This window comes from Streptomyces sp. NPDC102360, from assembly GCF_044766085.1.
Classification (GTDB): Bacteria; Actinomycetota; Actinomycetes; order Streptomycetales; family Streptomycetaceae; genus Streptomyces.
This window is the reverse complement of the sequence record NZ_JBIWLG010000002.1, coordinates 740,882-760,151: the sequence shown is the minus strand read 5'-3', so window position 1 is coordinate 760,151 and position 19,270 is coordinate 740,882. Positions and strand designations below refer to the sequence as shown.

Annotated in this window: 18 protein-coding genes and 1 pseudogene; 8 read left to right on the top strand and 11 right to left on the bottom strand. The window is 71.6% G+C overall.

The features are described from left to right. Positions 1 to 120 precede the first annotated feature (120 nt). Positions 121 to 1,152: a M4 family metallopeptidase gene (locus ACIRHA_RS12855; protein WP_403843758.1), complete on the top strand. Its 1,032-nt coding sequence runs from the start codon at positions 121 to 123 to the stop codon at positions 1,150 to 1,152. 25 nt (positions 1,153 to 1,177) lie between these two features. Here ACIRHA_RS12855 and ACIRHA_RS12850 read toward each other — a convergent pair whose 3' ends face one another. The 8 genes from ACIRHA_RS12850 to ACIRHA_RS12815 all read right to left on the bottom strand — a co-directional run bounded on the left by ACIRHA_RS12850 (position 1,178) and on the right by ACIRHA_RS12815 (position 9,542). After that, positions 1,178 to 3,268 (bottom strand): MMPL family transporter, encoded by a 2,091-nt coding sequence (locus ACIRHA_RS12850; protein ID WP_403843755.1) that lies wholly within the window; start codon positions 3,266 to 3,268, stop codon positions 1,178 to 1,180. Positions 3,269 to 3,403: 135 nt separating this feature from the next. Next, positions 3,404 to 3,901: a MarR family winged helix-turn-helix transcriptional regulator gene (locus ACIRHA_RS12845; RefSeq protein WP_403843752.1), complete on the bottom strand. Its 498-nt coding sequence runs from the start codon at positions 3,899 to 3,901 to the stop codon at positions 3,404 to 3,406. Positions 3,902 to 3,941: 40 nt separating this feature from the next. Next, complete coding sequence (locus tag ACIRHA_RS12840) at positions 3,942 to 4,604, bottom strand: DUF1266 domain-containing protein (protein ID WP_403843749.1); 663 nt, start codon at positions 4,602 to 4,604, stop codon at positions 3,942 to 3,944. Between the two features lie 66 nt (positions 4,605 to 4,670). Then, a complete protein-coding gene (locus tag ACIRHA_RS12835) occupies positions 4,671 to 5,645 on the bottom strand; it encodes a 4-hydroxythreonine-4-phosphate dehydrogenase PdxA (protein ID WP_403843746.1) in 975 nt (324 codons plus the stop codon). Beyond that, the gene (locus ACIRHA_RS12830) at positions 5,642 to 7,171 is read right to left on the bottom strand and encodes a tripartite tricarboxylate transporter permease (protein WP_403843743.1); all 1,530 of its coding nucleotides are present in this window, start codon (positions 7,169 to 7,171) and stop codon (positions 5,642 to 5,644) included. Before ACIRHA_RS12830 ends, ACIRHA_RS12835 begins: the two co-directional genes overlap by 4 nt. Then, complete coding sequence (locus ACIRHA_RS12825) at positions 7,168 to 7,704, bottom strand: tripartite tricarboxylate transporter TctB family protein (RefSeq protein WP_403843741.1); 537 nt, start codon at positions 7,702 to 7,704, stop codon at positions 7,168 to 7,170. The genes ACIRHA_RS12830 and ACIRHA_RS12825 overlap by 4 nt, the downstream gene beginning before the upstream one ends. Then, positions 7,701 to 8,675 carry a tripartite tricarboxylate transporter substrate binding protein gene (locus ACIRHA_RS12820; protein ID WP_403843739.1) on the bottom strand — a complete coding sequence of 325 codons (975 nt, stop codon included), beginning with the start codon at positions 8,673 to 8,675 and terminating at the stop codon, positions 7,701 to 7,703. Before ACIRHA_RS12820 ends, ACIRHA_RS12825 begins: the two co-directional genes overlap by 4 nt. A gap of 144 nt (positions 8,676 to 8,819) precedes the next feature. After that, a complete protein-coding gene (locus ACIRHA_RS12815; RefSeq protein WP_403843736.1) occupies positions 8,820 to 9,542 on the bottom strand; it encodes a GntR family transcriptional regulator in 723 nt (240 codons plus the stop codon). Between the two features lie 149 nt (positions 9,543 to 9,691). Between ACIRHA_RS12815 and ACIRHA_RS12810 the strand changes: the two genes are divergently transcribed. Genes ACIRHA_RS12810 through ACIRHA_RS12795 form a run of 4 tightly spaced genes read left to right on the top strand, consistent with a single transcriptional unit; the run spans position 9,692 to position 13,525 of the window. Further along, the gene (locus ACIRHA_RS12810; RefSeq protein ID WP_403843734.1) at positions 9,692 to 10,648 is read left to right on the top strand and encodes a sugar phosphate isomerase/epimerase family protein; all 957 of its coding nucleotides are present in this window, start codon (positions 9,692 to 9,694) and stop codon (positions 10,646 to 10,648) included. 5 nt (positions 10,649 to 10,653) lie between these two features. After that, positions 10,654 to 12,333: a dihydroxyacetone kinase family protein gene (locus tag ACIRHA_RS12805; protein ID WP_403843731.1), complete on the top strand. Its 1,680-nt coding sequence runs from the start codon at positions 10,654 to 10,656 to the stop codon at positions 12,331 to 12,333. After that, entirely contained in the window at positions 12,330 to 12,800 is a 471-nt protein-coding gene (locus tag ACIRHA_RS12800; RefSeq protein ID WP_403843729.1) for a ribose-5-phosphate isomerase, read from the top strand. The genes ACIRHA_RS12805 and ACIRHA_RS12800 overlap by 4 nt, the downstream gene beginning before the upstream one ends. Beyond that, positions 12,797 to 13,525, top strand: coding sequence for a triose-phosphate isomerase (locus tag ACIRHA_RS12795; RefSeq protein WP_403843726.1), 729 nt, complete (start codon positions 12,797 to 12,799; stop codon positions 13,523 to 13,525). Before ACIRHA_RS12800 ends, ACIRHA_RS12795 begins: the two co-directional genes overlap by 4 nt. A gap of 104 nt (positions 13,526 to 13,629) precedes the next feature. On the opposite strand, the gene ACIRHA_RS12790 is transcribed toward ACIRHA_RS12795, so the two are convergent. Then, complete coding sequence (locus tag ACIRHA_RS12790; protein ID WP_403843724.1) at positions 13,630 to 14,949, bottom strand: GAF domain-containing protein; 1,320 nt, start codon at positions 14,947 to 14,949, stop codon at positions 13,630 to 13,632. 246 nt (positions 14,950 to 15,195) lie between these two features. Then, entirely contained in the window at positions 15,196 to 16,830 is a 1,635-nt protein-coding gene (locus ACIRHA_RS12785) for an acyl-CoA dehydrogenase family protein (RefSeq protein WP_403843722.1), read from the bottom strand. A 90-nt stretch (positions 16,831 to 16,920) separates the two neighbouring features. Between ACIRHA_RS12785 and ACIRHA_RS12780 the strand changes: the two genes are divergently transcribed. After that, complete coding sequence (locus tag ACIRHA_RS12780) at positions 16,921 to 18,075, top strand: YihY/virulence factor BrkB family protein (protein WP_403843720.1); 1,155 nt, start codon at positions 16,921 to 16,923, stop codon at positions 18,073 to 18,075. 29 nt (positions 18,076 to 18,104) lie between these two features. On the opposite strand, the gene ACIRHA_RS12775 is transcribed toward ACIRHA_RS12780, so the two are convergent. Further along, positions 18,105 to 18,257 (bottom strand): hypothetical protein, encoded by a 153-nt coding sequence (locus ACIRHA_RS12775; protein ID WP_403843718.1) that lies wholly within the window; start codon positions 18,255 to 18,257, stop codon positions 18,105 to 18,107. A gap of 74 nt (positions 18,258 to 18,331) precedes the next feature. On the opposite strand from ACIRHA_RS12775, the gene ACIRHA_RS12770 reads away from it, so the two are divergent. Both ACIRHA_RS12770 and ACIRHA_RS12765 read left to right on the top strand, forming a co-directional pair. Then, complete coding sequence (locus ACIRHA_RS12770; RefSeq protein WP_403843715.1) at positions 18,332 to 18,985, top strand: DUF4389 domain-containing protein; 654 nt, start codon at positions 18,332 to 18,334, stop codon at positions 18,983 to 18,985. A 9-nt stretch (positions 18,986 to 18,994) separates the two neighbouring features. Further along, a pseudogene (locus ACIRHA_RS12765) lies at positions 18,995 to 19,216 on the top strand (ThuA domain-containing protein); the annotation flags it as partial. Positions 19,217 to 19,270 lie beyond the last annotated feature (54 nt).

Genomic DNA, 19,270 nt, shown 5'->3' with positions numbered 1-19,270 from the left:
CTCATCGGATCACGCCCGACGGGCTATGGCCAAGGCTGCCCGCAATGCGGGAAGATCCCGCAGCGCGCAACAGCGCCACCCCCCGCGCCATCCGTACCAGCCCAACCGGAGGTTGTACCGATGTCACGTCGCTTCTCCCGTGGTGCGCTCGCCGCGGCCACCCTCACCGTCGCCCTCGCCACGCTCGCCGCACCCGCCCTCGCCGCGCCCGGATCGGCGCAGGCCCGGGTCTTCATGGTCAACCCGGTCCAGTCCTCGGGCGACCAGTCCCTCACCGACGCCAAGGACTCCGCGACGGCGGTCCCGAGCGCCCAGTACGCCACCGCCGCGCTGCGCAACCTCGACGGCAGCGGCGGCCTGTCCGGCAAGTGGGCCTACGTGAGATCCGAGACCGGCGCCGCCGCCAAGGTCGCGGACGCCGGGACGTACACCCGCCACGACGACCAGTTCGAGCAGGTGATGGCCTACTTCTGGGTCAACGAGGCGCAGGAGTACCTCCAGTCCCTCGGCTTCGGCACCGAACTCCCCGGTGCCAACGACCGCGCCCAGCCCGTCCGCATCAACCAGTGGGGCGCCGACAATTCGTACTTCACCGATAAGAAGGCCGAGATCCGCTTCGGCAAGGGCGGCGTCGACGACGCCGAGGACGCGGAGGTCGTCGTCCACGAGTACGGCCACGCCGTGCACAACGCCCAAGTCCCGGGATTCGGCACCTCGTTGGAGGCCGGATCGATCGGTGAGGCGTTCGGCGACTATCTCGCCGTGGAGGTCGGGGCCGCCGCCGACGCCAAGTACGGCTGGCCGATGCGGGCGGACCTGGCGTGCGTCGCCGACTGGGACTCCGTCTCGTACACCTCGTCCACTCCCCACTGTCTGCGCCGCGTCGACACCGACAAGACGTACGCGGACCGGGTGGGGGAGGTGCACGCCGACGGCGAGATCTGGTCGCGCGCGCTCTACGACATCCGCCGCGCCCTCGGAGCCCGCACGGCCGACCGGATCATCGTGAACGCCCAGTTCGACTTCGCCCCCGACACCAGCTTCTCGGCGGCGGCGAAGTCGACGGTCGCGACGGCGCGGGAAATGTACGGCGCCGGGGCGGAGACGGCGGTGCGCAAGGCCTTCGCTGACCGGGGGATCCCCGGAATCTAGGCCCTGCGCACCTGGTTCGGGCGTCTCAGTCCGTGTCGCGGTCGCGGCCGAGGCGTCCGGGCCACCACGACTTCGGGCCGATGTCCCTGACCAGCGCGGGGACCAGGAGCGAGCGCACGACCAGGGTGTCGAGCAGCACGCCGAAGGCCACGATGAAGGCGATCTGCACCAGGAAGGCGAGTGGGATCACGCCGAGCGCGGCGAACGTCGCGGCCAGCACGACACCGGCCGACGTGATCACGCCGCCCGTCGCGACGAGCGCCCGCAGGATTCCGTCCCGCACCCCGTGCCGCAGGGACTCCTCGCGGGCCCTCGACATCAGGAAGATGTTGTAGTCCACGCCGAGCGCGACCAGGAAAACGAAGCCGTACAGCGGCACGGACGCGTCGGTGCCGCTGAAGCCGAGGACGTGCTCGAAGACGAGCGAGGAAATGCCCAGCGTGGCAACGAAGTTGAGGGCCACCGTCGCCACCAGGAGCAGTGGCATCAGCACCGAGCGCAGCAGGCCGATGAGGATCACCAGGATGATGGCGAGGACCACGGGAACGATCAGCATGCGGTCGCGTTCGGCGGTGTGCTGGGTGTCGTACTGTTGCGCGGTGTAGCCGCCGACGACGGCGTCGGCGCCGTCGATGGAGTGCAGCGCCGTACGGAGTGCGACAACCGTCCCCTTGGCCGCGTCGCTGTCGGCCGGGTCCTTCAGCGTGACGTCGAGGCGCACCTTGCCGTCCACGATGCGGGGCGAACCGCCGCCGGGCCGCCCCTGCTCGCCCAGGACGGCCGCGCTCGCGACGCCGTCGACCTTCTCGGCCCGCGAGACGACCGCGGCCCGGTGTCCGGCGTCCGCGATCACCACGGCCGGGTTGCCGGAGCCGCCGGGGAAGTGCTCGGCCAGCGTCTCCTGCGCGGCGACCGAGGGCGCGTCGTTGACGAAGATCTCGTCGAGCGGCACGCCCTTGGAGTCGAGGGTGGGAGCGAAGGCCGCGCACGCCAGCAGGCCGACGAGGGCGATCGCCCAGATCTTGCGCGGCGCCCGCTCCACCGCCCGCGCGACGCGCCGCCACACACCGTGCCCCGCGCCCGAGCCGTCGTCGGCGCGCACCTTCGCGGGCCAGTACGCGGCGCCGCCGAGCAGCACCAGGGCGGCGGGCAGGAACGTGAGGGTGCTCAGGACGGCGCAGACGATGCCGATGGCGCCGACCGGGCCGAGCGCCCGGTTGTTGGTGAGGTCGCTGAGCAGCAGGGCGAGCAGGCCGAGGGCGACGGTGGCGGCGCTGGCCACGATCGCCCCGGAGGAGCGGCGCAGCGCGGCCCGCATCGCGGTGAACCGCTCGGCGCCCGAGGCGAGTTCCTCGCGGTAGCGGGCGGTGAGCAACAGCGCGTAGTCGGTCGCGGCGCCGATGACCAGGATCGACAGGATGCCCTGCACCTGTCCGTCGACGCGTACGACGTCGTGGTCGGCGAGCGCGTAGACGACGGCGCAGGCGGCGCCCAGCGCGAGCACCGCGCTGATGATGATCACGAAGGGGAGCAGCACGCTGCGGTAGACCAGGATCAGGATCACCAGGACCGCCACCAGGGCGACCGACAGGAGCAGCCCGTCGATCCCGGCGAAGGCGTCGGACAGATCGGCCTGGCTCGCCGCGGGGCCCGCCACGGCGGCCGTCGCACCCGGCACCTTCGATGTCGCGGACTCGATCTTGTCGAGCGTGGGTGCGAGTTGGTCCCCCAGGTCGGGGCGGAGTTGCACGACCCCCTGCAGGGCCTCGCGGTCGTCCGACGGCAGGGCGGGCGACACCTGGCCCACGATGCCGGGCTCGCCCTTCAGCGTGGCCAACGCGCGGGTGGCGGCGGCCTGTTGGCCGTCGTCTATCCGGCCCCCGCCGTCGGCGGTCCACACGACCACCGCGGGGAGCGTCTCGTCCTCGCTGAAGGCGCGCTGCGCGTCGATCACGCGGGTGGACTCCGCGCCCTGCGGCAGGAAGGCCGCCTGGTCGTTCGTGGCGACCTCGCCGAGCTTTCCGGCGTACGGACCGAGCGTGCCGCCGATGGCGAGCCAGCCGAAGAGCAGGACGATCGGCACGAGCCAGCGGGCGCGTCGGTGGGTGCGGGGCATGGTTCTCCCAAGGAAGGCAGCCGGACAATCTCAATCAGAAAGTATCTCGATGATTGAGTTAAATGGGATGGTGGCATACGTCGTACCTTCGGCCGCACCCGCCCCGGCGGATGCGGCCGGCCACGGGCCGGAACGCTATGTGCGGGGGCTCTCCACGGCGGCGAGCTCGTGATTGAGCGAACCGAGGAACCTCACGACGACGTCCAGTTCCGTCGCGTCGAAGTCACCGCGCACCCTGTCGGCAGCCTCGGCGAGCGGCCCGAAATACTTGCGTGCCCGCGCCTGTGCCCCCGGCACGTACTGAAGATGCACCACCCGCCGGTCCGCGCTCTCCCGCACCCGCCGCAGATGCCCTGCGCGTTCGAGCCGGTCCACGCAGGCGCTCACCGCGCCGGACGTCAGGCCGAGGCGGCGGCGCAGCACGCTCGGGGTGACGGGTTCCGTGGAGTCCAGGACGACGGCGAGCGCCTGTACGTCCGTGGGGTGCAGGTCCTGGCCCGAGGCGAAGCCGTGCACGACGCGGGTCAACTCCCCGTTGAGGCGGCGCAGCTCCACCGCGAGACGCCGCAGGTCCGACGGCGCGGACGCGGCCCCTTTGTCGCTCTGCCCGACCTCTCCACCCACGCCCACCACGACGTCCCTTCCACCTGATCCTGTACGAGGGTGCGTCAGCTTACTCGGGCCGTCCGGGCGTGCCTGACGTGCGGCTTCTGTCGGCGGGACGGTCGGGGCGGCGGATGACGTCCAGCGGCGCCCGGTGCCACGGGCTCTTGCGGTTCGCCGGGTCGAGCAGCGACTTCAGGTGCGCGTCCGCGACGTCCTGTGCGGCGAGCAGCGACTCGGAGGGCGTCCCCTGCGCGGCTTCGCGCCAGACCGAGAGGCCGAGGAGGTAGTGGTCGCCGTACTCCTGCCACGTGTTGTACGTGCCCGCGACCCGCGGCACCACGTTCTTCAGCAGGTTCCACGCGTCCGCCTCGGAGAGCAGCCCGGCGGCGAAGCCACAGCGCGCGATGTCCGCGTACAGGGCGATGTCCCAGGCCAGCGGCGCCACGCCGAGCCGGGCGCGGGCCTGCTCCCGAAAGCCCGACCGCGCCAGCGCGCCGAGCCGCGCGAGCAACTCGTCCCGCGTGCCGGACTCCCACTGCCCGGCGAGACGGCGCCGCGCCTTGTCGTCGTCGATGCGGGTGAACGGGTACAGCGTGGTGCGGGAGGCGTCCTTGTCCGGGCGCACGGGTGCGCTCAGGGACACCATCCAGAGCTGGTGCGCCGTGAGGGGCGTGCGGTACCGGCGCGCCGTCCTGGGCTTGATGCGCGGGATGCGTTCGAACATGGACATGCCGCCGGAGCGTACCGAACCGATTCAAGCCCCTGCGGCGATTGAGGCGCGGGGGCTGGTATGGGTTCAGCGCCGCGACAGCCGCACCGCCAGGTCGAACGCGTTCCGGATGGACCCCGTGTTCGCGGCCCCCCGACCGACCAGGTCGAACGCGGTGCCGTGCGCCGGCGTGCAGATCGGGATCGGCAGGCCGCCCGCGATGGTCACACCCCCGTCGAACCCCATCAGCTTCATCGCGATCTGCCCCTGGTCGTGGTACATCGTCAGCACCCCGTCGAACTCCCCGGCACGCGCCTTCAGGAAGATCGTGTCGGAGGGGTAGGGGCCGCTGAGGTCGAGCCCCTCCTCGCGCAGGACGGCGATCGCGGGGGAGATGATGTCGAGTTCGTGGCGGCCGAAGTGGCCGTTCTCGCCCGCGTGCGGATTGAGCGCGCACACCCCGATACGGGGGGCCTCGACGCCCGCGCCGCGCAGCACCCGGTCCAGGAGCCGGCCCGCCGCCGTCACCCGCTCGGGCGTGATCCCGGCGGCGACGTCCGCGATGGAGACGTGCGAGGTGACGCGCGCGGTCCACAGGCCGGGCACCACGTTCAGCTCCGAGGTGAAGGCGTCGACGCCCAACTCCTCCTCGAACCAGCGGAGTTCGTCACTCGTCGTCATCCCGGCCAGATGCAGCGAGGACTTGTTGAGCGGCGCGAACAGCATGGCGTCGACGTCACCCGCCCGCGCCAGATCGAGCCCGGTCTTGAGGTGGCCGAGCGCCCAGCGCCCGCCCTCCGCCGTCGCCGCCTTGCGCTGGAAGCCGCCGTCCGGGCGCTCGGGTGCGGGGCCCGGGTGCAGCAACTCCCGTGCCCAGTCCAGGTCCACGCCCGCGTCCTCGCCCGCCGAGCGCAGCTCCTCCTCGTCGGCGAGGAGTACGAGGTCGGCGGATTCGCGGGTCTTCGGGTCGGCGAGGAGGCGGGCGACCAGCTCGGGTCCGATCCCGGCCGGGTCGCCGAACGTGACGGCTACGCGCGGCAGTTCAGAGGTGCGGGTGCTCATGGTGTCTTCTCCGGGGTCTTGGGTGCGGGGGCCTCTGCGGCCTCGGGGACGGTACGGGTGCGGCGCAGCCTGCGGGTCACCGGCGGCCCTGCCACCAGCACCACGGCGAGCAGCAGGATCGTCACGGCGGCCGGGCTGTGCAGGATGAGCAGCGAGTCGTCGCCCGAAAGCGCCGACGTCTGCACCAGCGACTTCTCGAACAGCGGGCCGATGACCAGGCCGAGGACGAGCGGGGCCACGGGGAAGTTCAGCCGTTTCATCGCGTAGCCGACGAGCCCGAAGAACAGCACGATCCAGATGCTGAACATGCTGTTCTTCACCGAGTACGCGCCGATCAGCGAGGTCACGATGATCAGCGGGTACAGGAACGCGTAGCGCACGCGCAGGAGTTGGGCGAAGACCGGTGCGAGCGGCAGGTTGAGGATCAGCAGCAGAAGGTTGCCGATGAAGAAGGAGACCAACAGGCCCCACACCAGCTCCGGCTGGTTCTCGAAGAGCAGCGGGCCCGGCTGGATTCCGTACACGAGGAACGCGCCGAGCAGGACCGCCGTCGTCGCGCCGCCGGGGACACCGAGGACGAGGGTCGGCACGAAGTTGGCGTTGGAGGCGGAGTTGGTGGCCGCGTCGGGGGCGACGACGCCCTCGATGGCGCCCGTGCCGAGCTGCTTGCGGTTGCGGGAGAACCGCTTCTCCGCCCCGTACGCCATGAACGAGGCGAGCGTCGTGCCCGCGCCCGGCAGGCACCCGAGGAGGAAGCCGAGGACGGTGCCTCGTGCGGTGGGCGCGGCGGCCCGCTTGAGGTCCTCCTTGGTGAGGAGGAGATCGCGGAAGCGGGCACGGATCGGCTCGGCCATGCCGATGTGCAGCTGGTTGAGCAGCTCGCCGATCGCGAACAGACCGATCATCACCTCGACGAACGGGATGCCGCCGAACAGGTCGATCTGCCCGAACGTGTAGCGGGGCGTACCGCTGCCGCCGTCCACGCCGACGCAGCCGATGAGTACGCCGGTGAGACCAAGTGCCATGCCCAGAAGTAGATTTCGGCCCGAGAAGACGACGATCGTGCACAGGCCGAGGATCATCACGGCGAGCATCTCCGGCGGCCCGAAGTCCAGCGCCAGGTTCGCGAAGAACGGGGCCACCGCCATCAGCGCGACCAGCGACACCATCGCCGACACGAACGCGCCGAGCGCCGAGATCGCGAGCGCGGGCCCGGCTCTTCCCGCCCGCGCCATTCTGTATCCGTCGAGCGTGCTGACCACCGACGACGCCTCGCCGGGCGTCGCGATGAGGATCGCGGTGATCGTCGCCCCGAACTGGGCGCCGTGGTAGATCCCCGCGAGCATGATCAGCGCGGTGAGCGGCGAGAACGTGAGTGTGACCGGGATCAGGATGGCGACGCCCGTCGCCGAACCGAGGCCCGGAAGAATGCCGATGACGGTGCCCAGCAGCACGCCGACGAAGCACCACAGCACGTTCTCCGGGCTGAGCGCGGCACCGAATCCGGTGACGAGATGGTCGATCACAGCTGGCTCCAGACGGCGGGGTCGAAGAGACCGAACGGCAGCGGAATGCTGAGGATCGTGATGAACAGCAGGTAGGAGAGCGCGAACACGAGCACCGCCACGAGTACGCTGCGCGCGAGCGGCTGACGCTCCACGACCGCCGTGAGGAACAGGGTCATCAGCGTCAGCGCGGGCAGCAGCCCGAGGAACGGCACGAGCAGCGCGGTGACCACCATCGTCACCACGACCACGATCAGCTTCGTGCGGACCCGCCGCGCCTCATCGGCATCGACCTCGGCCGCCTCCTCGACGTGTCCGTCTCCCTCCAACACCGAGCCCGTACGCAGTTCCTGACGCACCAGCAGCAGACCGAGGACGGCGAGCAGCAGGCCCGCCGTCCTCGGCATCACGGCGGCGCCGATGGTGCCGTCCTCCGGCTGGGTCCACGGGTAGGCGAAGGAGCCGGCGAAGAACAGGGTGCCGAGCGCGGTCAGAGCGCCGTACGCGAGGAGGACGGGGCGGCGCGCCCGCGGTGGGGCAGAAGGCGTCGTCACTTGAGGTCCTCCTTCACCTGGGCGTCGTACTGCTTGAGATACGCGGCGAACTCAGGGCCGCTGCGCTGGGCCGGCGTGAGCATGTCGGCCTTCAGGTACTCGTGGTACGCCTTCGACTTCATGGCCTTCTCCAGCGACCTGATCCAGTACCTGCGCTGTACGTCGTCGATCCCGGCGGGCGCGAACACCCCGCGCCACAGCGTGACTTCGGCATCGAGGCCCTGCTCCTCGGCGGTCGGGACCTTGCCGAGGACCGGGTCGTCGTAGCGCTTCGCGGTCATGGTGCACAGCGCCTTCATGTCGCCGCTCTGCAGATACGGCTTCGCCGAGGAGGCGCTGGAGGGCGCGATGTCGATCTGCTTGCCGAGCAGCCCGGTCAGCACCTCGCCCGTCGAGCCGTAGGGCACGACGCCGAATTTCCCGCCCTGCTTCTTGAACTTGCCGATCACCAGCGCGTCCGCGCCCGTCTTGCCGCTGGACCCGGTGACGACACGCTTCTCGCGCGCGGCCCGCACCACGTCCGGACACGTCTTGTACGGCGAGTCCTTGCGGGCCACGACGATCCGGGAGTCCTCCGCGAACATCATCAGCGGCGTGAACGACTTGTACGTGAACGGCACGTCGTAGACGAGCGGCAGCGTGTTGAGGGCGCCCTCCGCGACGAGCAGCGCGTTGCCGTTGCCCTTCTCCGCGAGGAAGCCGGCCCAGCCGACGGCGCCCGAACCGCCTTCTTTGTTCTCGACGTTGACGTGGTAGCCGCCGTCGAGCTCATTGAGCCCCTGGGCCATCACGCGCGCCGAGCGGTCGCTGCCGCCGCCCGGCGCGAACGCGACGAGGGCGGAGACCGAACCGCGCGGGTGCCAGTCCTTCGGCACCTCGGGGGTGGCGTTGAGCAAGGTGCACGAGGTGAGTGCGGTGACCAATGCCGTGGCTCCGGCGAGACGGCGTACCGCACGCAGTGGTGACGTCATCGTCGACCTTCCTGCGGATCCGAGATCCTATGGGATATGGCGGTGACCGTAGGTGCGCCGAAGGAGTCATGACAAGAGGTGTGCGTGAATTGCCACCGCACGAGGGCAAGTTGATGTCGCCGGGTGTCGCCGGGTGCGGAACCGCTACGCGTCGTCGAGCGAGCGGCGCTCGACGCCCTCCAGGTGCGTGCGCATCGCGCGGGCCGGCGCCTCGGGATCGCCGGACTCGAACGCGGCGAGGATCGCGGTGTGCTCGGCGATGGCCTGGTCGATGTCGAACGTGCCGTGGTCGACGGTCTGCCGCATCCGGTGCACGTGCGCGCTCAGCGACTCGGCCATCGCCGCCATGAACCGGTTCTGCGCCGCCTGGATGATCAGAAGGTGGAACGCCCAGTCGGCGGCGAAGTATTCGCGCAGGTCGGAGTTGTCGGTCGCGGTCTCGTCACCGCCGCGGAGCTTGCGTACGCGGTGCGCCGCGAGCACGTGCCGGGCGTGCGCCGCCCGGAGCTCCGGCACCAGATCGTCGGTGTGTGCGAGGGCCCGCTCCACCGCGCCGAGCTCCAACATGATGCGGGCGTCGAAGAGTTCGGTGACCTGCTCGGGGGAGAGTGGCGGCGCCACCTTGTACCCCTTGAGCGCGACCCGGTTGACCAGGCCCGTGTGCTCCATCTGAACGAGGGCCTCGCGCACGGGAGTCGGCGAGACGCCGAGCTCGCGGGCGAGCGAGTCGATGCCGAGCGAGGAGCCGGGCGGCGTCGAGCCGTCGAGCAGCTTCTCCAGGATCGCGTCGTAGACCCCGTCGCGCAGCGCGCGGCGTGCCACGAGCGGGGAGGCGGGGCTCTGCGGGTGCGTGCTCTTCGGGCTCATCTCGCCGTCCAGGTTATCCGAGTGGGAGGTGCGGACAGTCTGTCGCAGACTGAATAGATCCTATAGGGTCTACGATCCAAAGGGATTGTCAGCGTGAGTTCCCAGTGTGAGTTCCAGCGTGGATCGCCCGGCCGACGAGGGAGTCGCCCATGCCCCGCCCCGCACAAGTCGCCCCAACCGCACCGCCGTTCACCGCCGCCCGTGACTGGCCCATCGGAGCCGCACTCCTCCAGTTCCCCGACGCCCACAACGCGCCTACGAGGCAGTGGAGTTCGGTTCTCGGCGAGGTGGCGGGCGAGGGCTTCGACCACGTCGACCTCACCGACAGCTGGGTGCGCCCCGGCGACCTCGACGCCGACCGCAGGGCCGAACTCTCCCGCGTGCTCAAGGAGTCGGACCTCGGCGTCACCGCGATCTCCGCGATCCGCCGCAGCGTCATCGACCCCGACGAGGACGCGGCCCGCACCCACCTCGCATACCTCCTGCGCACGATCGACGCGGCGGCCGACCTCGGTATCGGAGTCGTATCGGTGGGCCTGCACCGGGAGTTGACGGCGCAGCAGCAGGAAGCCCTGTGGTTCTGGCACGAGCCCGGCGCCACCGACCCGATCGGCGACTTCCGCACCTGGGAGCTCGCGGTGACCCGACTGCGCGAACTCGGCGAACGCGCCGGCCGGCACGGCATACGCCTGTCCCTGGAGATGTACGAGGACACCTACCTCGGCACCGCCGACAGCGCGGTGTCCCTCGCCACCGACATCGGACTCCCGAACGTCGGACTCAACCCCGACATCGGAAACCTCGTCCGACTGCACCGCCCCATCGAGGACTGGCAGTCGATGCTGCGCAAGACCCTCCCGCACACCAACTACTGGCACATCAAGAACTACTACCGCGATCACGACCTGGCCACCGGCGCCTACTTCACCCACCCCGCGCCCTGCGAGGGCGGTGTGATCGACTACCGGCGCGCCCTCGCGATGGCCCTGGAGTGCGGCTTCGACGGCCCGATCTGCGTGGAGCACTACGGCGGCGACGGCCTGGGTGTCTCCGCGGCCAACCGCGACTACCTGCGGCGCGTCCTGCGCGCCCGCCTCGGGGAGTGACTCGGATGGCACCGCTGGTCAACGACGCCCGGCAGTTCGCCCGGCAGGCGCTCGGCGGTTTCGCCGCCGCGCACGCCGACCTCGTACGCCCCGTGCACGGCGGCGTCGTCCGCGCCTCCGCGACCCCGCCGGGGCAGGTCGCCGTCGTCCTCGGCGGCGGCAGCGGCCACTATCCGGCGTTCGCCGGCTGGGTCGGGCCCGGATTCGCCCACGGCGCGGCCTGCGGCGAGATCTTCGCGTCACCGTCGGCCGGGCAGATCGCGTCCGTGGCGCGGGCCGCCGAGAACGGCGGGGGAGTCCTCTTCGGCTTCGGCAACTACGCGGGCGACGTCCTGCACTTCGGCGAGGCCGCGGGGCGCCTGCGCGCCGAGGGCATCGACGTCCGCATCCGCACGGTCACCGACGACATCGCCTCGCACACCGATCCGGCCGAACGGCGGGGCATAGCAGGTGACTTGCTGGTCTTCAAAGTCATGTGCGCGGCCGCCGAGCGCGGCGACACCCTCGACGAGGTGGAGGAAATCGGCCGCCGCGCCAACGACGCCACCCGCACCCTCGGCTACGCCTTCGACGGCTGCACGCTCCCCGGCGCGCCCCGTCCGCTGTTCTCCGTCGCCTCGGGGCGGATGGCCCTCGGTCTCGGTATCCATGGCGAACCCGGCCTGGACGAAGCCGAGTTGACGGACGCCGACACGATCGCCGACCGGCTCCTGGACGGCGTACTGAAGGAGGTGCCCGACGGCGCGCGGCGCGCCGCGGTCCTCCTCAACGGGCTCGGTGCCACCAAGTACGAGGAGCTGTTCGTCGTCTACCGCAGGGTCGCGGAGCGGCTCGCCGCCGCCGGCATCGAGCCCGTCGCCCCCGAGGTCGGCGAACACGTCACGAGCCTCGACATGGCGGGCCTCTCCCTCACCCTGACCTTCTTCGAAAAGGACGACGAACTCGCGGAGCTGTGGCAGGCCCCCGCCCTCGCCCCCGCGTTCCGGCGTGGCCACCTCGGGCCGCGCCCCACCCGAACCGACGACCTCACCACGACCGCGAGCCCGCCGGAGCCGACGCCGGGCACCCCCGAATCCCGCCGCTCAGCCGCCCGCGTCGCCGACGCTCTGCGCACCCTCCGCGCCACCATCGCCACGCACGAGGAACGGCTCGGCGCCCTGGACGCGGTGGGCGGCGACGGCGATCACGGCATCGGCATGCGCCGCGGCGCCGACGCCGCCTGCGCGGCCGCCGACCGGGCACTCGCCGCGGGCGCGGGGGCGGGCACCCTCCTCGTTCGGGCGGGCGAGGCATGGTCCGACGGCGCGGGCGGCACATCGGGTGCGCTGTGGGCCGCCGCCCTCACCGCCGCGGGCGCGGTCGCCGGTGACCGGGACCCGGTGACGTACGCCCAACTCGTGCGCGCCGTACGGGAGTCGGTCGACGCGATCGTACGGATCGGTGGGGCGCGGCCCGGTGACAAGACGCTCGTCGACGCCGCCGTCCCCTTCGCCGAACGCCTCCCGCACGACGGCTGGGCGGCAGCCGCCCTTGCCGCGACCCGAGCCGCCGAGGAGACCGCGCACATGACGGCCCGCCTCGGCCGCGCCCGCACCCACGGGGACCGCACCCTCGGCACCCCCGACCCGGGAGCCGTCTCCTTCGCCCTCATCGTCACGGCACTGGCCCCTCAGGAGGACGCATGAACACCTTGCGCGTGGTCGTCGGCTGCGACAGCGCGGGACTCGACTACAAGGAAGCGCTCAAGGCCGACCTCAAGGACAGCGCGGCCGTGTCCGAGGTCATCGACGTGGGCATCACGCCCGGCGGCGAGGACACCGCCTACCCGCACGTCGCCGTCGACGCGGCGCGGCTCGTCGCCGAGGGCCGCGCCGACCGGGCGCTGCTCGTGTGCGGCACCGGACTCGGCGTCGCCATCGCAGCGAACAAGGTCCCCGGCATCCGCGCCGTCACCGCCCACGACTCCTTCTCCGTGGAACGCGCGGTGCTCTCCAACGACGCCCAGGTCCTCTGCCTCGGCCAGCGCGTCATCGGCCTGGAACTCGCCCGCCGACTGGCCCGCGAATGGCTCACCTACACTTTCGACCCGCACTCCGCATCGGCCGCGAAGGTCGCCGCCATCAGCACGTACGAGCAGGAGGACAGCGCGTGAGCCGCTGGATCGGGACCAGCTTCAAGATGACCAAGACCCGTTCCGAGGCGGCGGGTTACGCGGCGCGCGTCCGGGCGGCGGTCGGGGACGGCATCGAGGGCGTGCGGCCCTTCCTGATTCCGTCGGCGACGGCTGTGTCCGTCGTCGCCGACGCGCTCGGGCCCGGCTCGGCCGTCCTGACCGGCGTGCAGAACGCCCACTGGGAGGACGAGGGCGCCTGGACCGGGGAGGTCTCCGTGCCGCAGGCCGCGGATGCCGGTGCCCGGCTTGTGGAGATCGGGCACTCGGAGCGGCGGGCGCACTTCGGGGAGACCGATGAGACGGTGCGGCTCAAGACGGCGGCGGCGTTGCGGCATGGGCTCACGCCGTTGGTGTGCGTCGGTGAGGATGCGGTGGCGCGGGACGCGGGGCGGGGTGCGGATGTCGTGCGGGCGCAGGCTTTGGCGGCGCTTGAAGGGCAGGCGGACCCCGGTGCGGTGTTGCTCGCCTACGAGCCGGTGTGGGCGATCGGGGCCGGCGGGCGGCCGCCTCGCCCCGAGGAGATCGCGCCTGCGCTTGAGGCTCTTGCGGAACTTCCGGTGCGGGCCGTGCTGTACGGGGGGTCGGTCGACCTCGGTAACGCGCCGTGGTTGCTTGGGTTGCCGGGGGTGCGGGGGTTGTTTGTGGGGCGGGCGGCGTGGGAGGTGGAGGCGTATCTGAAGCTGCTCGCGCTGGCCGCGGGGTAGGGCGGCACCGGGGTTGCGGCCGCGGGGCTCTGCCCCGGACCCCGCGGGCTCTCGTCACAAGAGCGGGGCTTGAAAGATCGGGGCTCTGCCCCGGACCCCGCGCCTCAATCGCCGGCGGGGCTTGATTGGTCGCCACCCGGGCTTGATCGGGTTCGGGCCGCCGACACCGCCGGTGCGACGGAGTGGGGGAGGAGGTCGCGGGGGTCGTCGGGGAGGTGGATGGTCACGTTCGCGTCGTCCGCGAAGCGGTAGGGGCGGTGGGCGAGGAGGGCGCCGAGGTAGCGGCGGACGCGGGACATCTCGGCGCGCACCGTCACCGTACGGGTCCCGTCGCCGAACAGGTCGTCGGCCAGCGCGGAAGCGCTGCGTCCCGCCGGGTGCAGCGCCAGGACGAACAGCAACTCGGCGTGCCGCGGGCTCAGTTCGTGGGCCCAGGTGGCCGCGGCCCCCGACACCTCGAGGGACCAGCGCCGCGGGCGGCTCACGTCGAGCGCTATGCGGGTCGCGCCGAGCGGCCGGGGCTCCTCGTCCACCATGAGGAGCCAGCCCCCGGGCAGCGGAGTCACGTTGCAGGCCCCGAGCGCGGGGATCCAGCAGCAGCCCTCCGCGAGGGACTTGGGCAGCGCCACCCGGTCCACCGGCGGCATCCCGGTGACCGCCGCCGTCCAGCCGAACGGGTCGACCGCGAGCGCCCGCCCGCTCATCCGGGCGAGGACCGGCGCGGCGACCGAACGCAGCCGCTCCAGGCTCCCCTGCAACTGTTCGCGCAGCCGCGCCTCCGCGAGCTGGGCCACCGAGTGCACCCAGGACAGCGTCGCCGGATGCAGCGTGTCCATCGGCCCGCTGACGTCCACGACCCCGAGGACCCGCCCGTCGCGCGGATCCGTGATCGGGGCGCCCGTGCAGATCCACGGGTGCTGCGACTGCACGAAGTGCTCGGCGGAGAAGACCTGCACGGGACGGCGGGCCACCAGCGGCGTACCGATCCCGTTCGTGCCAACGACGTCCTCCGCCCAGTGCGCGCCCAGTTGGAAGCCGAGTCTGTCGGCCATGCGCAGCACCCCGGGATGTCCCTCGCGCCACAGGATCCGGCCGTCGGCGTCGCTGATCACCATGATGTGCTGCGCCGCGTCGGCCACCGCCACCAGCGCCTCGCGCAGCATCGGCAGGAGGGGGAAGAGCGGCGAGGTCTGCCGCTTCTCCTCCAGCTCCTCCGCGGTGAGCAGCCCCGCCCGGACGTCGAGGTCCGGGTCGACGCCGTCCCGAAGCATCCGCCGCCAGGAGTCCCCGATCACCGGTCGCGGGCGCACCCGTGGGCGCAGCCCCGAGAGCGTGGCGTCGCGCACCCCCTTGAGCAGCCGGGAAGAGTGCGCCACGTCCATGGCGGACAACCGTGCGAGGTCGATCGTCGAGTCCTTGTTCATGGGGAGAACCTCGGTTGTGGGGAGTTGCGTCCATCCTGCCCTGAGGAACCGCGCGGGCGTGGGCCTTCCCGAGGAACGTTGCAACCCCCTGCAACCCTGGTGAACATCCGTGCGGAGTTTGAAGATGGGAGCAACGCCGCCGCGATGCGGCGTTCGAGCTCCTCTAGGGGGCCTGCTGAGCGGGGATGGTGCCGTGTCGGCGCAGCACCATCCCCGCGTCAGTGTCCGGACGCCCGGATCCGACCGTCACAGCCGCGGGCGTGCCCGCTCCGCCAGCGCCGCCAGGTCCAGCGTGTGCGGCAGCGTTCCGAACCCCGCGCCCCTGTCGCCCCCGAACCGCGCCGCGCAGAACGCGTCCGACACGTCGTCGGGCCCGTACCGCGCGAGCAGCGAACCTTGCAGCACCAGCGCGATCCGCTCCGCGATCCGCCGCGCCCGCGCCTCGATGCCGTCAAGATCGCCGAGTTCGGTCAGCAGACCCTTCACCGCCGCGTCGAGCCGGTGATCGGCGCCGCGCGCCTTGCCGATCTCGATCAGGAACGCGTTGAGCGCCTGCGGTTCCCGCTGCAACGCCCGCAGGACGTCGAGGGCCTGTACGTTCCCCGCGCCCTCCCAGATCGAGTTCAGCGGTGACTCGCGCAGCAGCCTCGGCATGCCGGACTCCTCCACGTACCCGTTGCCGCCGAGGCATTCGAGGGCCTCCGTCACCAGCGGCGTACAGCGCTTCGTCACCCAGTACTTGGCCGCCGGCAGCGCGATCCGCAGGAAGGCCCGCTCCTGCTCGCCCCCGTCGTCGTACGCCGCCGCGAGCCGCAGCGCGAGCGTCGTCGCGGCCTCCGACTCCAGGGCCAGATCCGCCAGGACGTTGCTCATCAGCGGCTGGTCGGCCAGCTTCGCGCCGAACGCCTCGCGGTGCGCGCAGTGGTGCGTCGCCTGCGCCACGGCCTGGCGCATCAGGGCCGCGGAGCCGAGCACGCAGTCGAGCCGGGTCGCCGACACCATCTCGATGATGGTGCGCACCCCGCGCCCCTCCTCGCCGACCCGGCGCGCCCACGTCCCGTCGAACTCGACCTCGGCCGACGCGTTGGACCGGTTGCCCAGTTTGTCCTTGAGGCGCTGGAGAGCGAACGCGTTGCGTGTGCCGTCCTCCAGGACGCGCGGCACGAGGAAACAGGTGGGTCCGGCGCCGGTCTGCGCCAGGACCAGGAATCCGTCCGACATCGGCGCGCTGCAGAACCACTTGTGTCCGGTGAGCGCGTACGTCCCGGCCTCGGACAGCGGTACGGCCCGCGTCGTATGGGCCCGTACGTCGCTGCCGCCCTGCTTCTCCGTCATCGCCATGCCGAAGAGGGCGCCGGCCTTCCGCCCCGCGGGGCGCATCCCGGAGTCGTAGACCGTGGAGGTGAGGAGGGGCTCCCACACGGCGGCGAGTTCCGGCTCCGCGCGTAGCGCGGGCACCGCCGCGTGCGTCATCGACAGCGGGCACAGGTGCCCCGCCTCCACCTGCGACCACACCAGGAACGCGGCGGCGCGCCGCAGATGACCGCCCGGCCGCGTCCACGCCGACGTGAGCCCCGCCGACACACCCTTGCCCAGGAGCCGGTGCCAGGCCGGATGGAACTCCACCTCGTCGATCCGGTGGCCGTAGCGGTCGTGGGTGCGAAGGCGCGGGGGGTTCTCGTTCGCGAGCCGACCCCACTCCTGGGCCTGCGCCGACCCGGCCGTGCGACCGAGAAGTGTGAGGTCCGCGAGGGTCTCGTCCAGAAGTGCCGGGTCCAGATGCCGCTTCAGACCCTGCGTCAGGGCGTGGTCGGCCCGGAAGACGTCGTATCCGACGAGCGGAGGGGCCTGGTTGGTGACGGTATGCGTGCTGCCTGCCATGTCTGTCGAACCTACCCGCGCCACCGCAAACCCCACCACAGGCCGGGCCTGACGTCGGACGCCGTCCCTCCCGACGGATACCGTTGAGGCGTGCAGCCAGCAAGTGGATCCCCCGAACCGCCGTCCGGACGTCTTCACCGGGCGCGTGTCCTCTATCACAACGTCTCAAAACGGAAGACGGCGTGGCTGCTCCTCAAGGACACCGTCAACTCGTGCATGGAGTACCGCATCCTGGGCCTCGCGGCCGAGGCGGCGTTCTTCACCCTCCTGTCGGTGCCGCCGCTGCTGCTGTCCCTGGTGGGACTGCTCGCGTACGTCGACACCTGGACCGGCGCGGACACCATCGCGGGCGTCCGCGACAACATCCTGGAGGCCTCCCGCACGGTCCTCACCGACCAGGGCGTGAAGGAGATCGCAGAACCGATCCTGGACGACGTCATCAAGGGCGGCAGGCCCGACGTCATCTCCATCGGCTTCCTGCTCTCGCTGTGGTCGGGCTCGCGCGCGGTGTCGACGTTCGTGGACACGGTGACCGTGATGTACGGCCTCGACGGCGTGCGCGGCATCGTGAAGACGCGGCTGCTCGCCTTCCTGCTCTTCCTGGTGGGGCTCGTCGTCGGCGCGATAGCGCTGCCGCTGATGATCGCGGGCCCGGACGCGGTGATCGGTCTCGTGCCCTGGTCCCAGTCCCTCGTCCAGATCTTCTACTGGCCCGTGGTCCTCGTGCTGTCCATCGCGTTCCTCACGACGCTCTACCACGTGTCCGTGCCGGTGCGTTCGCCGTGGATCGAGGACGTGCCGGGTGCTCTCGTGTCGCTCGCGATGTGGATCCCCGGCAGCTTCCTGCTGCGCCTCTACCTCACCAACACCATCGAGGGGCCGACCATCTACGGCTCCCTCGCCGCGCCGGTCGCCGTGCTGCTGTGGATCGGGGTCTCGGCGTTCGCGGTGCTCGTCGGCGCCGCGGTGAACGCCGCCATCGACCGGGTGTGGCCTTCGGTCGCGACGGGGGCGGCGCGCGCCGCGAACGAGCGCGTCCGCACGGCGGCCGCCGCCGAGCAGGTGGCACGGGCGGCCGCCCTCGACTTCCCGGACGACGACGAGGAGCTGGAGGACGGCGACGACCCCGGTATGCCGTCCGAGTTCCCGGAGCGCTGGTCGAAGTTCCTGCCCCCGGAGGACGTCACGTCCCGTCTGCGCACCGTCCGCAAGAACGGTGACGGGACGCCGGACGAGGAGGACTGACCGGGGCCCGTCGCCCCCGGCCGCCCCGGCTACTTCCAGGCGCCGGCCGCAGCCTCCCGCTCCGCGAACTCCCCGAACGTGCCCGCGCCGCGCCCGAGCACCCGCCGCACGTCGCCGCTCACCGAGGCGTTCCGCCCGTCGAGCAGCGTCCCGAACTGGTCCGCCAGGAACGCCGCGGGCACGCCCGGGTCTTGTACGAAACGGACACCTTCCGTCCCTCCTTGCGCGCGGGCCGAAACCGCCGTACACGAGGCATATGGCAGAAAACGAGTTCCTCGCCACCACCGCGATCCCCGCGCACCCGGTCACCCTGGAAGCCGATTACGATCCGGCCGTGTCCCGATGGCTGTGGCTGGTGAAGTGGCTGCTCGCCCTGCCGCACTACCTCGTCCTCGTCCTCCTGTTCATCGGCTCCTCCCTCACCACGCTCGTCGCACTGTTCGCGATCCTGTTCACGACCCGCTACCCACGTCTCCTCTTCGACTTCAACGTCGGTGTGATGCGCTGGACCTGGCGCGTCGGCTACTACACGTACGGAACCCTCGGCACCGACCGCTACCCTCCGTTCACGCTCGGGCCCGTCCCCGACTATCCGGCCCGCCTCGATGTCGTCTACCCCGAGCACCTGTCGCGCGGCCTGGTCCTGGTCAAGTGGTGGCTGCTCGTGCTGCCCCAGTTGCTGATGGTGTCGCTGCTCGTGGGCGGCTCCAGCACGGCGGGCGGTGTCGCGGGACTGCTCACGTTCTTCGCCGCCGTCTCCCTGCTCTTCACCGGCGTCTACCCGCGCGGCATGTACGACTTCAACATCGGCCTGCACCGCTGGGCGGCGCGGGTGGCGGCGTACGCGGGGCTGATGACGGACACCTATCCGCCGTTCCGCCTCGACCAGGGGGAGCGCGAGCCCCACTGACATCCGGGCATGCCCGCCGCCACGCTCGTGCACACCCGCACCACCGACTACCGCCACGACTCCATCCCGCACGCCGTCCGGGCCCTGCGCACACCCGGCTTCGCCGTGCGGCACACCGAGGACCCGGCCGACTTCGAGGCGGGGCTCGACGCCGGGCCCGACTCCGTCGTCTTCCTCTCCACCAGCGGTGACGTGCTCACACCCACCGGGCGTGAGCGGCTCGCGGCGTACGACGATCCGGCCTTCCGGGCGCATCTGGCGGGGGCGATCCGCTGGGCGGCACGC